Annotated in this window: 13 protein-coding genes; 9 read left to right on the forward strand and 4 right to left on the reverse strand. The window is 61.2% G+C overall.

Annotated elements, in window-relative coordinates:
• Positions 1 to 93: 93 nt before the first annotated feature.
• Together thiC and cytX are read left to right on the forward strand one after the other, a co-directional pair.
• A complete protein-coding gene (gene thiC, locus PspS35_RS02465) occupies positions 94 to 1,983 on the forward strand; it encodes a phosphomethylpyrimidine synthase ThiC (RefSeq protein WP_159932638.1) in 1,890 nt (629 codons plus the stop codon).
• Positions 1,984 to 2,129: 146 nt separating this feature from the next.
• Positions 2,130 to 3,419, forward strand: coding sequence for a putative hydroxymethylpyrimidine transporter CytX (gene cytX, locus PspS35_RS02470; RefSeq protein WP_159932639.1), 1,290 nt, complete (start codon positions 2,130 to 2,132; stop codon positions 3,417 to 3,419).
• Here cytX and PspS35_RS02475 read toward each other — a convergent pair.
• Positions 3,388 to 4,125 (reverse strand): RsiV family protein, encoded by a 738-nt coding sequence (locus PspS35_RS02475; protein WP_159932640.1) that lies wholly within the window; start codon positions 4,123 to 4,125, stop codon positions 3,388 to 3,390. The two genes, cytX and PspS35_RS02475, sit on opposite strands and share 32 nt — an antisense overlap.
• Positions 4,126 to 4,316: 191 nt before the next feature.
• Here PspS35_RS02475 and PspS35_RS02480 point away from each other — a divergent pair, with 191 nt between their 5' ends.
• The 3 genes from PspS35_RS02480 to cpdA all read left to right on the forward strand — a co-directional run bounded on the left by PspS35_RS02480 (position 4,317) and on the right by cpdA (position 6,285).
• Positions 4,317 to 4,934 carry an NUDIX domain-containing protein gene (locus tag PspS35_RS02480; protein ID WP_159932641.1) on the forward strand — a complete coding sequence of 206 codons (618 nt, stop codon included), beginning with the start codon at positions 4,317 to 4,319 and terminating at the stop codon, positions 4,932 to 4,934.
• Positions 4,925 to 5,374 (forward strand): DUF1249 domain-containing protein, encoded by a 450-nt coding sequence (locus PspS35_RS02485; RefSeq protein WP_003171323.1) that lies wholly within the window; start codon positions 4,925 to 4,927, stop codon positions 5,372 to 5,374. The genes PspS35_RS02480 and PspS35_RS02485 overlap by 10 nt, the downstream gene beginning before the upstream one ends.
• Before the next feature lie 98 nt (positions 5,375 to 5,472).
• Positions 5,473 to 6,285: a 3',5'-cyclic-AMP phosphodiesterase gene (cpdA, locus tag PspS35_RS02490; protein ID WP_159932642.1), complete on the forward strand. Its 813-nt coding sequence runs from the start codon at positions 5,473 to 5,475 to the stop codon at positions 6,283 to 6,285.
• An 11-nt stretch (positions 6,286 to 6,296) separates the two neighbouring features.
• On the opposite strand, the gene PspS35_RS02495 is transcribed toward cpdA, so the two are convergent.
• From PspS35_RS02495 to PspS35_RS02505, 3 genes are all read right to left on the reverse strand, one after another.
• Positions 6,297 to 7,280, reverse strand: a complete 984-nt coding sequence (locus PspS35_RS02495; RefSeq protein ID WP_065925641.1) for a M14 family metallopeptidase — start codon at positions 7,278 to 7,280, stop codon at positions 6,297 to 6,299.
• Between the two features lie 76 nt (positions 7,281 to 7,356).
• Positions 7,357 to 8,673 carry an MFS transporter gene (locus PspS35_RS02500; protein ID WP_065946613.1) on the reverse strand — a complete coding sequence of 439 codons (1,317 nt, stop codon included), beginning with the start codon at positions 8,671 to 8,673 and terminating at the stop codon, positions 7,357 to 7,359.
• Positions 8,674 to 8,891: 218 nt separating this feature from the next.
• On the reverse strand, positions 8,892 to 9,800 hold the full coding sequence (locus PspS35_RS02505; RefSeq protein WP_159932643.1) for a LysR substrate-binding domain-containing protein: 909 nt from the start codon (positions 9,798 to 9,800) through the stop codon (positions 8,892 to 8,894).
• A gap of 155 nt (positions 9,801 to 9,955) precedes the next feature.
• On the opposite strand from PspS35_RS02505, the gene PspS35_RS02510 reads away from it, so the two are divergent.
• The 4 genes from PspS35_RS02510 (at position 9,956) to parC (ending at position 15,865) form a co-directional block, all read left to right on the forward strand.
• The gene (locus tag PspS35_RS02510; protein WP_159932644.1) at positions 9,956 to 10,564 is read left to right on the forward strand and encodes a YqiA/YcfP family alpha/beta fold hydrolase; all 609 of its coding nucleotides are present in this window, start codon (positions 9,956 to 9,958) and stop codon (positions 10,562 to 10,564) included.
• 54 nt (positions 10,565 to 10,618) lie between these two features.
• A complete protein-coding gene (gene parE, locus PspS35_RS02515; protein ID WP_159932645.1) occupies positions 10,619 to 12,523 on the forward strand; it encodes a DNA topoisomerase IV subunit B in 1,905 nt (634 codons plus the stop codon).
• Positions 12,523 to 13,527, forward strand: coding sequence for an esterase-like activity of phytase family protein (locus PspS35_RS02520; protein ID WP_159932646.1), 1,005 nt, complete (start codon positions 12,523 to 12,525; stop codon positions 13,525 to 13,527). The genes parE and PspS35_RS02520 overlap by 1 nt, the downstream gene beginning before the upstream one ends.
• 73 nt (positions 13,528 to 13,600) lie before the next feature.
• Positions 13,601 to 15,865 (forward strand): DNA topoisomerase IV subunit A, encoded by a 2,265-nt coding sequence (parC, locus tag PspS35_RS02525; RefSeq protein WP_159932647.1) that lies wholly within the window; start codon positions 13,601 to 13,603, stop codon positions 15,863 to 15,865.
• Positions 15,866 to 15,971: the final 106 nt, after the last annotated feature.

Raw genomic sequence — 15,971 nt, forward strand, 5'->3', positions numbered from 1 at the left:
GTGCGCCAAGCACAGCACTGGTTTCAGTGCGTCCATCCGTCACAGGTTCGCTCCGACAAAAATCCACCGCCTGGATAAGTTGGAGAGCCCGTGATGACGACAAAACTAAAAAATACCGTGCACCTGAGTGAATCGGCCAAGGTCGACTCCGGTTCCGTGCAGCCGTTTACCCGCTCGCAAAAAGTCTACGTGCAAGGCTCGCGCCCGGACATCCGTGTGCCGATGCGTGAGATCAGCCTGGACGTGACCCCCACCGACTTCGGCGGTGAAATCAACGCGCCGGTGGTGGTCTACGACACCTCCGGCCCGTACACCGACCCCAATGTGATCATTGACGTACGCAAAGGCCTGGGCGATGTACGCTCGCCGTGGATCGAAGTGCGCGGCGACACCGAGCGCCTGTCCGGCCTGAGCTCGCACTTCGGCCAGCAACGCCTCAGCGACGCCGAGCTGACTGCGCTGCGCTTTGCCCACGTGAAGAACCCGCGCCGCGCCAAGGCCGGTGCCAACGTCACCCAGATGCACTACGCGCGCAAAGGCATCATCACCGCCGAGATGGAATACGTCGCCATCCGCGAAAACATGAAGCTCGAAGAAGCCCGCGCCAGTGGTCTGCTGGACCAGCAACACGCTGGCCACAGCTTCGGCGCCAGCGTGCCGAAGATCATCACCCCCGAGTTTGTGCGCGAAGAAATCGCCCGTGGCCGCGCAATCATCCCGGCCAACATCAACCACACCGAGTTGGAGCCGATGATCATCGGCCGTAACTTCCTGGTGAAGATCAACGGCAACATCGGCAACAGCGCCCTGGGTTCGTCCATTGAAGAAGAAGTGGCGAAACTCACCTGGGGCATCCGCTGGGGCTCGGACACCGTGATGGACTTGTCCACCGGCAAGCACATCCACGAAACCCGCGAGTGGATCATCCGCAACTCGCCCGTGCCGATTGGCACCGTGCCGATCTACCAGGCCCTGGAAAAAGTCGGCGGCGCTGCCGAAGACCTGACCTGGGAGCTGTTTCGCGACACCCTGGTCGAACAGGCCGAGCAGGGCGTCGACTACTTCACCATCCACGCCGGCGTGTTGCTGCGCTACGTGCCGCTGACCGCCAAGCGCGTCACCGGCATCGTGTCCCGTGGCGGTTCGATCATGGCCAAGTGGTGCCTGGCGCACCACAAAGAGAACTTCACCTACACGCATTTCGACGAAATCTGCGAAATCATGAAGGCCTATGACGTCAGCTTCTCCCTCGGCGACGGCCTGCGCCCCGGTTCGATTGCCGACGCCAACGATGCCGCGCAGTTCGGTGAACTGGAAACCCTCGGCGAGCTGACCAAGACCGCTTGGAAGCACGACGTGCAAACCATGATCGAAGGCCCCGGCCACGTGCCGATGCAGTTGATCAAGGAGAACATGGACAAGCAGCTTGAGTGCTGCGACGAGGCGCCGTTCTACACCCTCGGCCCGCTGACTACCGACATCGCACCGGGTTACGACCACATCACCTCCGGTATCGGTGCGGCGATGATCGGCTGGTTTGGCTGCGCCATGCTGTGCTACGTCACGCCCAAGGAGCACCTGGGCCTGCCGAACAAGGATGACGTGAAGACCGGGATCATTACCTACAAGATCGCCGCGCATGCGGCCGACCTCGCCAAAGGCCATCCCGGCGCGCAGATCCGCGACAACGCCTTGAGCAAGGCGCGCTTCGAGTTCCGCTGGGAAGACCAGTTCAACCTCGGCCTGGACCCGGATACCGCACGTTCTTATCACGACGAAACCCTGCCGAAGGACTCGGCCAAGGTCGCGCATTTCTGCTCGATGTGCGGGCCGAAGTTCTGCTCGATGAAAATCACCCAGGAAGTGCGTGAGTACGCGGCCAACCAGCGCATTGAAGCGGTGGATGTGGACGTGGCCAAGGGGCTGGCGGAGCAGGCGGAGCGGTTCAAGCAGGAAGGTAGTCAGCTGTACAAGAAGGTCTGACCCAGGATTGCAGGTGCCTGCACTGGCCTTATCGGGGGCAAGCCCTCTCCCACATTTTGAATGGTGAACACGTTCAAAGCGGTGGGAGGGGGCTTGCCCCCGATAGCAATCTAAAAAACAACAAATGCCCCTCAGAGATAACACCCTTGAACATTCAACCGAGCACTTACTCCCCCGACATCGCGGTGCCCGCTGACAAAAGAGTCTTCGGTGCCCGCGACCTGTTCTCCCTGTGGTTCTCCCTCGGCATCGGCCTGATGGTCCTGCAAACCGGCGCGCTGCTCGCGCCGGGCCTGGGCCTGTGCGGCTCGTTGCTGGCGATCTTCCTCGGCACCCTGGTTGGCGTGCTGTTGCTGGCTGCTGTGGGTGTGATCGGCAGCGACACCGGCCTGTCCGCAATGGCCGCGCTCAAGCTCAGCCTCGGCGCCAAAGGCGCGAGCCTGCCGGCGTTGCTGAACCTGCTGCAACTGATCGGCTGGGGCTCTTTCGAAATCATCGTGATGCGCGATGCCGCCAGCCTGTTGGGCGCGCGGGCATTCAGCGAGGGCAGCGTGTTGGCCAGCCCGTTGTTGTGGACGCTGTTTTTCGGCGGCCTGGCAACCTTGCTGGCGGTCAGCGGGCCCTTGACCTTTGTGCGCCAGATCCTGCGCAAATGGGGCATCTGGCTGCTGCTCGGCGCCTGCCTGTGGCTGACCTGGAACCTGTTTGCCAAGGCCGACCTGGCCGCGTTATGGGCTCAGGCCGGTGACGGTTCGCTGCCATTCGCGGTGGGCTTTGACATTGCCATCGCCATGCCGCTGTCGTGGCTGCCGCTGATTGCCGACTACTCTCGCTTCGGCAAGCGTGCCAAAAGTGTCTTCGGCGGCACTGCGTTGGGCTTCTTTATCGGTAATTTCTGGCTGATGAGCCTGGGCGTGGCCTATACCCTGGCGTTCGCGCCAAGCGGCGAAGTGAACGCGCTGCTCCTGGCGTTGGCGGGTGCGGGCCTGGGGATTCCGCTGCTGCTGATCCTGTTGGATGAGTCGGAAAACGCCTTTGCCGATATTCACTCGGCGGCGGTGTCCAGCGGGATTTTGTTGCGCTTGAAAGTCGAGCACCTGGCATTGGCTATCGGGGTGATCTGCACCTTGATCGCCTGTTTCGCGCCGTTGGCCCAGTACCAGAACTTCTTGCTGTTGATCGGCTCGGTGTTCGCGCCGTTGTTCGGCGTGGTGCTGGTGGATCATTTCATCCTGCGCCGTCGTGGCCAGGGTGTGGTCACCAGCCTGCATTGGTCGGCGTTGCTGGCCTGGCTGGGTGGCATCGCCACTTACCACCTGTTGGCGAATCTGTACCCGGATGTCGGCGCTACCCTGCCGGCGTTGGTGCTGGCAGGGCTGTTGCAGTTCATCCTGGCTCGGGCCTTCAGCGGCGTACGGGCACCAGCTCAGGCTTGAGGATGCCGTCCAGGCGCGAGTAGGGAATCTGCAACTCGACGTGGCCCAGGGCGTACGGCGCGATAGTGGTGGTGGGGTACTTGAGGATCACGCCACCGTAAGTCAGCGCCACGTTCGGGGTCTTCTGGAAGGGGTAGGTTTTCACGAACTCCGGCTCCAGGCTCAGGCGGGTGCTGATCAGCCAACTGTTGTGCGCCACCTGGGCGGCTTTCCAGAAGGCGTCTTCCTTGCCCGGCAGCAGCATATCGGTGAGCGACAAGGCCTTTTGTTGCTGGCGCGAATAGTTGATGAACGCGCGGCCCGGTTCGCCGTGGGTGGCGCCCTGGTCCAGGTAGCTGGACAGTTCGATGATCACCAAGCCGTCATGCTGCTCGCGTACCTTGGCCTGCAGATACATGCTGTTGTTCGGCGCTGCGGTTTGCAGGAATTGTTCGCGATAGGTCGCAAGGCTAGTCGGCAGCGGGTTGGCGCCAGTCATTTCCAGCAGGCGCTGCTCAATCAACGCATCCAGCTTGGGTTCCTTGACGAAGTGCACGGTGTCGATGTTCACCAGCGCGCAATCGGCGCTGGCACAGCCCGGCCGGGTTTGTTCGGTGGTGTCGCGGGTGGCTTCCAGCGGGGTGCGCCAGCTGGGTTGGAACAGGCTTTGGCAGGCGCCGAGGGTCAAGGCGATGCAGGCCACGGAGGCGATTTTTAAAAGCGACATGGATGTCCTTCGTCTATCGATAAGAGCGAAATTGTGCAGCTTCGACTACCAGCAAGGCAGTCAGTTCGCCACTAAGCTGATTAGAGTGAGTTTGACGCCCGCCGTCTATCCCGGCAACCGGAAGGGGGCTGCACCCAGGGGCGTGAGCGCGTTAGGATGGCGCGAATTGCCAGGCACAACGAGGAAGGGATATGACGGACACAGCAAAATCGACGCCGAGCAAGATTGAGATTGTTCAGCGCGACAATGCCTATAAGGGCTTCTACCAGCTTGATCGCGTGCAACTGCGCCACGAAAAATTCGATGGCGGCATGAGTCGAGTGATCAACCGTGAAGTCTTCGTCCGTCACGACGCCGTTTGCGTGCTGCCGTACGACCCGCAGCGCGATGAAGTGGTGCTGATCGAGCAGTTCCGTGTAGGTGCGATGGGGCGCGGCAACAACCCCTGGCTGGTGGAAATGGTCGCCGGCCTGATCGACAAGGACGAGGAACCTGAGGAGGTTGCACACCGCGAAGCCGAGGAGGAAGCTGGGCTGACCTTCTCTGCGCTGTGGCCGATCACCAAGTATTTTCCGTCGCCCGGTGGCAGTACCGAGTTTGTGCATTTGTACCTGGGCCGTTGCGACAGCGCCGGTGCCGGTGGCGTCCATGGACTGGAAGAAGAGGCAGAAGATATCCGCGTCACCGTCTGGGCTTTCGAAGACGCCCTGCAAGCGGTACGCGACGGTAAGATTTCCAACGCAGCCAGCATTATCGCCCTGCAATGGCTTGCGCTTAATCGCGCGGAAGTGAGGGGGTTATGGCAGTAAAGGCACGGGAACGTTATCGAGTCGACCTGATCGGGTTGCAAGCCGCCTGCGAAGCCAACTATGCGCGCCTGATGCGCCTGCTTCCCGACATGCGCCACGCCCCCGAGGCGCGGCGCATCGGCGTGACCCATGGCGACCAGATGCTCGGCGTGCTGGCCCTGGAAGTCATCGTCAACTGCCCGTACACCACCACCTTGCGCGTGCGCCAGGAGCACAGCCTGCCCTGGCTGCCGGTGCCGCAACTGGAAGTGCAGGTGTACCATGACGCGCGCATGGCCGAAGTGATCAGCGCCGAACATGCGCGACGCTTTCGCAGCATCTATCCTTACCCGAATGTGTTCATGCACCAGCCCGATGAGAAAGCACAGCTCAATGTGTTCCTCGGTGAGTGGTTGAGCCATTGCCTGGCACTGGGTCATGAGTTTGAGGTCGTGCGGTAGATGTGAACTGCGTCTGCTTTCCCGGGTTTCCTCTTTGCGTTCTGCCCCAGCATAATCGCCCCAATTGTCCATTCCTGTGATTGCCTTGGGAGAGCGCCTTGCCGAGCGTATCCGCCTTGAACCCCGACACTGCGCTGCTGGTGCAGTTATCTGACAGCCACCTGTTTGCAGAGGCCGGCGGCACACTGCTGGGCATGAATACCCGTGACAGCCTGCAGCGCGTGATCGGGTTGGTGCGCCAGCAACAGCCGCAAATCGACCTGATCGTGGCAACCGGGGACTTGTCCCAGGACGGCACGCTGGAGTCGTACCAGCAATTTCGCGACATGACTGCACCCATCGGCGCCCCTGCGCGCTGGATTCCCGGTAACCATGACGAGCCGCAGATCATGGCGCAGGCCGCTGCACACAGCGACTTGCTTGAGCCAGTGGTGGATGTGGGCAACTGGCGTATCACGCTTCTGGACTCCGCCGTACCGGGCTCGGTCCCCGGCTATCTTCAGGATTCGCAGCTGCAATTGCTGGCCCAAGCCTTGAGTGAAGCCCCTAGCCGTCATCATCTGGTGTGCTTTCACCATCACCCGGTGTCTTTTGGCTGTGCGTGGATGGAGCCTATCGGCCTGCGCAATCCCGACGCATTGTTTGCCGTGCTGGACCGCTTTCCCCAGGTCAAGGCAGTGCTCTGGGGCCATGTGCACCAGGAAATCGATCGCGAGCGTAACGGCGTGCGCCTGCTGGCTTCGCCGTCCACCTGCATCCAGTTCGCGCCGGGCAGCGAGGATTTCAAGGTCAGTGAGCAGGCGCCGGGCTATCGTTGGTTGCGTTTGCATGCCGATGGGCGGTTGGAGACTGGGGTAGAGCGTGTCACAGGCTTCGCTTTTACTGTGGACTACGGCAGCAACGGCTATTGACGTCTCGGCGGCTAAATATCCAGAACCTTCGCCAGCCTCACTACCGTAACCCCTGGACCCAACTGCCGCAGCGAGGGCTGGATCAACACGCAGTCGTCATGGGGTGTGACGATCTCGCGCCGGTCGTCCCGAGCGATCACTGTTCCAGCCTGGGCTATGCGCTCAAGGCCGCGGAAGTCATCGGTAAAACGGAAGTCCATGCTGTGGGCGATCACCGGTTCAGTGACTTGCAGGCATTGCTGGGGCCCCGGCTTTTCCTGGCTCAGGAGCTTCAAGACGTCGGCCTCGGCGACTGCATCAGTCGCCATCAGGAAGCGTGCGGCAATATCGAGGGCGACGTGTTGGCTTTTTTTAGAAAAATGTTGGCCGGTCTCGATCAGCAGTGCGTTTTTTTGGCTGGCGGGATCGCCAAACCCACCATAGTCACGCATACGCCGGCCATTGGCGTGGCCGGCGTCGACCACCACGGTTGCCGGTACGCCTAACGATTTTGCGAATTTCAGGCCTTTGGCGCAGGCCCCACACATCATCAGTGGTGGGGATTCTTCGTGCATCGAATGGATATCGAGCAGCAAGTCGACACTGTCGATCAGCGGTCGCAGCTCACGTGCGCGACGCAGTTCCACGGAGTCTCGGTCGCCGTCCAGTGTTGATGGTAGCCAGACACGGTTCATGTCCTCGTCGACAAAACGGGTGGCGTCAATGTCGTGTGGGTCGAAGCGGTGATAGGCCTCGATATTGCCGAACGCCAGTGACAAACGGCCTTTGCGAGGGCGCACGCCGCTGCGCAGCAAGGCGTCTACTGCGATTGCTCCGCTGACTTCATTGCCATGGGTCAGTGCCATGACCAGCACATGTGGCCCAGGCGTGCCGCTGTCAAAACTGTGGACATAGTCGATCCCGCAGTTGCCGGCTTTCCATTGGCTGAGATCGGGGAACTCGACTTCCACAGGGTACGGTGTCAGTGATGCACGAACCTGCTCAAGGGTTTTCATGTCTGCCTCCGAGGGCTCAAGGTGGGTACCTTGTCGCGGGGGCGAGCCGCGACAAGCAGGGGGGAACTCGCGGCCCTTAACTGGCGCAGGGATGGGCGCTGCGCATGCGCCGGCCCAGGCAGGCGATCGCCAGTACGCTGATCAAAATGGTTGCCATCACATAAAAGCTCGGCGCCAGTTTGCTGCCGCTTGCCTCGATCATCCAGGTCACGATCAACGGGGCGAAACCACCAAACAGGGTCACGGAAAAGTTGTAGCTCAGCGCCAGCCCAGTACCGCGAATGCTGGTTGGGAAGATGTCGGCAAGCATTGCCGGGATTGGCCCCAGGCAGGCCGCAATCAATACGCCGACAAGCGCTTGCACGACCAGCAGCGTGGAGAAACTGGGGAAGATATTGAGCAGCAGGAACATCGGATAAGACGACAGCCCGGTAATCGACAAGGCGATGGTCAACACTCGGAATCGCCCGTGGCGATCGGAAAGCCCACCGAAAATCGGGGCCATGAGCATCAACGTAATACCGGTCATCAGGGCCCCCAGGTAGGACGACGTGGCAGTGATGCTCAGTTGTTTAAAGGCGTAGATCGGCATGTACAGCTTATGCACGTAATTGAATGCGGTCGCGCCCGCCACCACGCCGATAGCCAGCAACAGGCTGACGTGCCCTTTGATCAGGACATCCCGCAGTGGGGTCTTGACCGCTACGTTGGCTACGTTTTTCTTGAAGTCCGGCGTTTCATCGATTTGTCTGCGAATGTAAAAGCCTACCGGCCCGATCAGCAGGCCGAAGCCGAAGGCTACACGCCAGCCCCAATCGTTCAACTGCACATCCGACAGCGCATAGCTGAGGATCGCACTGACACCCGCCGCCAGCACAGTTGCCAGCCCCTGGGTAGACAATTGCCAGCTGGCAAAGAAACCCCGTCGCCCGGCGTCGGCGTGTTCGACCATGAACGCGGTCGCCGCGCCAAATTCGCCGCCCGTGGAAAACCCCTGGAGCATGCGGGCAACGATGATCAGCAGCGGCGCCGCCAGGCCGATCTGCTCGTAGGTCGGGGCGAACGTAATCATTGCGGTGCCGACCAGCATGATCATGATCGACAGCGTTAATGACGCCTTTCGTCCGGCTCTGTCGGTGTATGAACCGAGCACAATGGCGCCCAGCGGGCGCATCAAAAAGGAAATGCCGAACGAGCCTACGGCCAGCAGCAATGAGGTGGTTTCGTTATCGGACGGAAAAAACTGTTTGCCGATGACGACTGCAAAATAGCCATAGATCAGTAAGTCATAGAACTCCAGCGCGTTGCCGACGCTGGCAGCGATGATCTCTTTCCATGGGCCGCGCCGGGTGGGAGCTTGGGCCGATGATAAGGCGGATGATTGAGTTGTCATGAGTGTGCACCGGGTTTGTTTCACTGTTGGCCTACGGACTCTCCGAACCGCAGCGCGGCCTGGCGACATCGAAGGCGTTAATTGTTATGGGTGAAAGCCCGGATGAAAGTGAACCAAAGGCGGCAGAACGGCAATTGCTCTTTCGGCACAGATTTGAGCTGTTTCGGCACGACCCGGCAGGTTGTTGCCGGCAGCGGTGATAGAGCGCGTAAATCCGGCTACTGGGTGGTGGAGGGGGTCAAGGCTGTCCATATCCTCATCACCATCTCGCTCCGGTTGGCGCGCAGGCGATGCAGCGAAACGTCGAAACTGACGCAAAATTCGGCGCCCCCCGCCATCAGCAGCTCGCCCGATGCCAGCGCGTCGTTGACGACCATGCGCGGCAACCACGCCAGCCCCCGGCCACGCTTGGCCATTTCCAGAATGGCGTCATAGGAGTCCGCTTGGTAAACCATTCGCAGCGCCAGGCGCTGCGGCAGTCGATCCAAATGCCGGGCCAGTACGCTGCGCAGTGTCAGAGTGGGTGAGAAGGCCAGCCAAGGGATGAGCAGGGCGTTGCTGTCGGCGAGTATCTGCAGTTGCGGCTGCCCAGGGGCGCTCGGGGCGCTGACCGGTAGCAGTTCCTCCTTGGCCAGTACTCGGGAGTCGAAATGCTCCGGGTCCAACAGCGTCTGGGTCAGCGGGCTGGAAAAACTCAGCAGCAGATCAACCTCGCCGGCGGACAACCGGCTGATCGCTTCTTGCGCACCGCTGGTGAGCAATGACACCGCAAAGCTGCCCAGTTTCGGGTGCAATGACTCGTACCAATCGGGGAAAAAGTCACAGGCCAGGGTCCGGCCGGTGGCGATGCGCACCGGTTCGTCGCGGCTGAGGGTGTCATTTTTGAACTGCGCTCTGACAGTGCCCAGCAATTCCAGCGATTGAGTGGCGGCATCAAGGAACAGCAGGCCGCAGGGTGTCAGTGACAGGGGTTGCTTGCGCTCGATCAATGGCGTGCCGACCCATTCTTCCAGCGCCCGGATACGTCGACCGAACGCTGGATGCGTGACACAGCGATTTTCGGCGGCACGCGACAGGCTGCGAGTGCGCGCCAGTTCGACAAAATCCTCAAGCCATTCAAGTTGCATGGTGTTTCCCCGCTTGAAGTCGGGCCACTGGCCTCCGGCCATATATCCGGGTTCCCGGGCCGCAGATAGTACCGTCAGCGGCGATCGGCTGCACCCACAAGCCCCCTGTTCCCTGTAAACTGCGCCTCTTTGGCAGCCCCAGCGAGGCCCCCGGCATGTCTGCTTCGATCCTGTATATCCACGGTTTCAACAGTGCGCCGGCGTCCAACAAGGCCAGCCAGCTCATCACCGTGATGGACAGCCTCGGCCTGGCCGACCAACTGCGCGTGCCGGCGTTGCATCACCATCCTCGTCAGGCTATTCCTCAGTTAGAGGAGGCCCTTGCCCAACTGGGGCGGCCGCTGCTGGTCGGCAGCTCACTCGGCGGCTACTATGCAACCTATCTTGCCGAGCGCCATGGCCTCAAGGCGCTGCTGGTCAACCCAGCGGTAAGCCCCCATCGGATGTTCGACGGCTACTTGGGCACCCAGAAGAACCTCTACACCGATGAAACCTGGGAATTGACCCACGACCACGTCACGGCGCTGGCCGAGCTGGAAGTGCCGGCGCCCCAGGATGCGGCGCGTTATCAGGTGTGGTTGCAGACCGGGGATGAAACCCTGGATTATCGCCTCGCCCAACAGTATTACCGGGCCTGTGCCTTGCGCATCCAGGCCGGTGGCGACCATGGTTACCAAGGGTTCGCCCAGCAATTACCGGCGCTGCTCAGCTTTGCCGGCATTGGCGCAGATCAGTATCAATCCTTCGATTTCTCGGCACTGTAATTGCCTTGGAAACCGCAGGTTACTTTTTAATCGAACGACTCACGACGAGACCCCATGGCCACTCCCAGCGCTAGCTCTTATAACGCCGACGCCATCGAAGTCCTCTCGGGCCTCGACCCGGTGCGCAAACGCCCCGGCATGTACACCGACACCAGTCGGCCGAACCACCTTGCCCAGGAAGTCATCGACAACAGCGTCGACGAAGCCTTGGCCGGGCACGCCAAGTCGGTGCACGTCATTCTCCACGCGGATCATTCCCTGGAAGTGTCCGACGACGGCCGCGGCATGCCAGTGGACATTCACCCGGAAGAGGGCGTGTCGGGCGTCGAGCTGATCCTCACCAAGCTGCACGCCGGCGGCAAGTTCTCCAACAAGAACTACCAGTTCTCCGGTGGCTTGCACGGTGTGGGTATTTCCGTGGTCAATGCCCTGTCGACCCTGGTGCGAGTCAAGGTCAAGCGCGACGGCAATGAGTACCAGATGACCTTCGCCGATGGTTACAAAGCCACCGACCTGGAAGTGATCGGCACCGTAGGCAAGCGCAATACCGGCACCAGCGTGTACTTCGCGCCGGACCCGAAATACTTCGATTCGCCGAAATTCTCCATCAGCCGCCTCAAGCACGTGCTCAAGGCCAAGGCCGTGTTGTGCCCGGGCCTGCTGGTGACCTTTGAAGACAAAGGCACCGGCGAGAAAGTCGAGTGGCACTACGAAGACGGCCTGCGCTCTTACCTGGAAGACTCCGTCAGCGACTTCGAGCGCCTGCCCAACGAGCCGTTCTGCGGCAGCCTGGCCGGTAATAAAGAAGCCGTCGACTGGGCGCTGCTGTGGTTGCCCGAAGGCGGCGACAGCGTGCAGGAAAGCTACGTCAACCTGATCCCCACCGCCCAGGGTGGCACCCACGTCAACGGTTTGCGCCAAGGCCTGCTGGATGCCATGCGCGAATTCTGCGAATACCGCAGCCTGTTGCCACGCGGCGTGAAGCTGGCGCCGGAAGACGTGTGGGAGCGCATCGCGTTCGTGCTGTCGATGAAAATGCAGGAGCCGCAATTCTCCGGCCAGACCAAAGAGCGTCTGTCGTCCCGTGAAGCCGCGGCGTTTGTCTCCGGGGTGGTCAAGGACGCCTTCAGCCTGTGGCTCAACGAGCATCCTGAGCTGGGCCTGGCCCTGGCGGAGCTGGCGATCAACAACGCCGGCCGTCGCCTCAAGGCCAGCAAGAAGGTCGAGCGCAAACGCATCACCCAGGGCCCGGCACTGCCCGGCAAACTGGCTGACTGCGCGGGGCAGGACCCGATGCGCTCCGAACTGTTCCTGGTCGAAGGTGACTCCGCCGGTGGTTCTGCCAAACAAGCGCGAGACAAAGAGTTCCAGGCGATCCTGCCGTTGCGCGGCAAGATCCTCAACACCTGGGAAGTCGACGGCAGTGAAGTCCTGGCCAGCCAGGAAGTGCACAACATTGCCGTGGCCATCGGTGTCGATCCGGGTTCGGCGGATATCGCCCAACTGCGCTATGGCAAGATCTGCATCCTCGCCGACGCCGACTCCGACGGCCTGCACATCGCCACGTTGCTCTGTGCATTGTTCGTGCAGCACTTTCGCCCGTTGGTGGATGCCGGTCACGTCTACGTCGCCATGCCGCCGCTGTACCGCATCGACCTGGGCAAGGAGATTTTCTATGCCCTGGACGAAGCCGAGCGCGATGGCATCCTCGACCGGCTGGTCGCCGAGAAGAAACGCGGCAAGCCGCAGGTCACTCGATTCAAAGGCCTGGGTGAAATGAACCCGCCGCAACTGCGTGAAACCACCATGGACCCGAATACCCGGCGCCTGGTGCAGTTGACCCTGGAAGACTACGCCGGTACTTCGGAAATGATGGACATGCTGCTGGCGAAGAAACGTGCGCCGGATCGTAAGGCGTGGCTGGAGTCCAAAGGCAACCTGGCCGAGGTGTTGGGCTGATGCGCACAGGCGTCGTCCTGGCGATCCTGATGTTGAGCGCGCTGGCGGCCACCTCGGTGGTGGCTGCGCCCGTGGCAGAGCTCAAACTCGTGTCCGAGCACCCCGTGGACGGCATGCGCGGCGGCAACCTCTCGGGGCTGGCGCTGTGCGGGGAGGCGTTGTGGACGGTTTCCGACCGCGACGACGACCAGATCTATCGCCTGGATAGGTCGGACACCGTTTGGAAGGCTGAAAAGTTCGGCATCGATGTACCCCCTGTTCCTGAATCCGGGCTGCCCTGGGGATTGCGCTCGCGCACCAAGGCAGCGTCGTTTATTCGGGGCGGTGATCTGGATTTCGAAGGCGTCAGCTGCGATAACCAGGGCGGGCTGTATATCGTCAGCGAGTCTCACGCCGCTGTCCTGCGAGTGTCGCTTCACGGCGATGACAGCTATACGCGATGGTTGCAGATTGCCCCGGGCATGGTGCGTGAGGCCCGGGCCAGCGGCATGCTGCTGCACTTCAATGCCTTGTTTGAAGGGTTGGCGGTCAACCCTGAAGGCAACCAGATCTGGTTGGCGGCCGAGCGTGAACGACGCGGCTTGATTTCGATCAAGCGTGGCCAGAGCCTCTGGAATTGCGACGGTCCTTGCGTATTGCTGAGTGAGGCCGGCCAGGAAGTGCAGCCGGTCAAGTTCACCGACGCCAAGGCCGTGTCCAAGGACTTCGCCGATCTTTCACTGTTCAACGGCAAGCTGTTTACCCTGGAACGGAATGCGTTCCAGATTTGCCGGCGCGATGCGGTCACGGCCAAGGTCGAGCTGTGCTGGTCGTTCGCCGACGAAACCCTGACGCCCGAGCGGCGTTACGCCCAACCTTATGGCCTGGCCGAAGCCCTGGTGGTGGATGCCGAGGGCGCGTGGGTAGGCATCGACAACAACTTCGGCCCCCGTGCCGATGGTGAAAAACGCCCGGTGGTCTATCGTTTTGCCGCCCCGGTCGGCGGCTGGAGTGCCCAGCCTTGAATGATCAAACACTTGAATTGACCCGGCGCAGCGGCAGTTCCGCTGCGCCTTACCAAACAATGATGAGGCCCGCATGAGTGACATCCTCGCAGACAGCTTAGACGGCGTAGAACGCCGGTCGCTGGCTGACTTCACCGAAAATGCCTACCTCAACTACTCCATGTACGTGATCATGGACCGTGCCTTGCCGCATATCGGCGACGGCCTCAAACCCGTGCAACGGCGCATCATCTACGCCATGAGTGAGTTGGGCCTGGACGCCGATTCCAAGCACAAGAAGTCGGCGCGTACCGTCGGTGACGTGCTGGGTAAGTTCCACCCCCACGGCGACTCGGCGTGCTACGAAGCCATGGTGCTGATGGCCCAGCCGTTCAGCTACCGCTACACGTTGGTGGACGGCCAGGGTAACTGGGGTGCGCCGGATGATCCCAAGTCCTTCGCCGCCATGCGTTACACCGAGGCGCGCTTGTCGCGGTATTCGCAGGTGTTGCTCAGCGAGTTGGGTCAGGGCACGGCGAACTGGGGGCCGAACTTTGACGGCACCCTCGACGAACCCCTGGTGTTACCAGCACGTTTGCCGAATATCCTGCTTAATGGCACCACCGGTATTGCGGTCGGCATGGCCACTGACGTACCGCCGCACAACCTGCGCGAAGTCGCTACCGCCTGCGTACGCTTGCTGGATGAGCCAAAGGCCACCGTCGAGCAGCTTTGCGAGCATATCCAGGGCCCGGACTACCCGACCGAAGCGGAAATCATCACGCCGCGCGCCGACCTGCTGAAGATGTACGAAACCGGCAAGGGCTCGGTGCGCATGCGCGCCGTGTACCACATCGAAGACGGCGACATCATCGTCACCGCGCTGCCGCATCAGGTGTCCGGCGCCAAGGTGCTGGAGCAGATCGCCGCATTGATGCAGGCCAAACCGTCGAAGTTGCCCCAAGTCGCCGACCTGCGTGACGAGTCCGACCACGAAAACCCATGCCGCATCGTGATCATCCCGACCAACAGCCGGGTCGACCACGAAGTGCTGATGCAACACCTGTTTGCCAGTACGGACTTGGAGTCCAGCTACCGGGTCAACGTCAACATCATCGGCCTGGACGGCAAGCCACAGCTGAAAAACCTGCGCAACCTGCTGGTGGAGTGGCTGGAGTTCCGGGTGCAGACCGTTCGTCGTCGCCTGCAATTTCGCTTGGACAAGGTTGAGCGCCGCCTGCACCTGTTGGACGGCTTGCTGATTGCCTACCTCAACCTGGATGAAGTGATCCATATCATCCGTACCGCCGAGCACCCAAAAGCCGAGTTGATCGCGCGTTTCGAGCTGAGCGAGATCCAGGCCGACTACATCCTCGACACCCGCTTGCGCCAGTTGGCGCGATTGGAAGAAATGAAGCTGCGTGACGAACAGGACGCGCTGCTCAAGGAACAAGCCAAGCTGCAAGCCCTGCTGGGCAGCGAAACCAAGCTCAAAAAGCTGGTGCGCAGCGAACTGATCAAAGACGCCGAAACCTATGGCGATGACCGTCGTTCGCCGATCGTCCAACGTGCTGAAGCCAAAGCGCTGACAGAAACCGAACTGCTGCCGAACGAGAAAATTACCGTCGTTCTGTCGGAAAAGGGTTGGGTTCGTTCCGCCAAAGGGCATGATATTGACGCCACTGGCTTGTCGTACAAGGCCGGCGACGGGTTCAAGACCGCTGCGGCCGGGCGTTCCAACCAGTTTGCGGTATTTATCGACTCCACGGGGCGCAGCTACTCGGTGCCGGCGCACACCTTGCCATCCGCACGGGGGCAGGGCGAGCCGTTGACCGGGCGCCTGACGCCGCCGCCAGGGGCGAATTTCGAGTGCGTGCTGCTGCCGGATGATGATTCGCTGTACGTCATCGCTTCCGACGCCGGTTACGGATTCGTGGTCAAGGGTGAAGACCTGCAGGCCAAGAACAAGGCGGGCAAGGCGCTGTTGAGCCTGCCGAACAACGCCAAGGTGATCCTGCCGCGACCGGTGGACGACCGCGAGAGCAATTGGCTGGCGTCGGTAACTACCGAAGGGCGTCTGCTGGTGTTCAAGATCAGCGATCTGCCGCAATTGGGCAAAGGCAAGGGCAATAAGATTATTGGTATTCCAGGGGAGCGGGTGGCCAGTCGCGAAGAGTACGTGACCGACATCGCGGTGATCCCGGAGGGCGCCACCCTGGTGCTTCAGGCCGGCAAACGCACGCTGTCGCTGCGTCCCGACGACTTGGAACACTACAAAGGCGAGCGTGGACGGCGTGGTAATAAACTGCCGCGGGGTTTCCAGCGAGTGGATGCTTTACTGGTTGAAACGCCTGTTTAAGGCGTACTAGAGCCCTCGATCTACGATTTAACGCGTAGATCGACGCTTTGGCGCTGGAGTCATGGCGCATATTCACGGATGATATGGCCTTTCCAGCGCCGGCGTG

Origin of the sequence: Pseudomonas sp. S35, from assembly GCF_009866765.1 — a bacterium.
In the GTDB taxonomy this organism is placed as follows: domain Bacteria; phylum Pseudomonadota; class Gammaproteobacteria; order Pseudomonadales; family Pseudomonadaceae; genus Aquipseudomonas.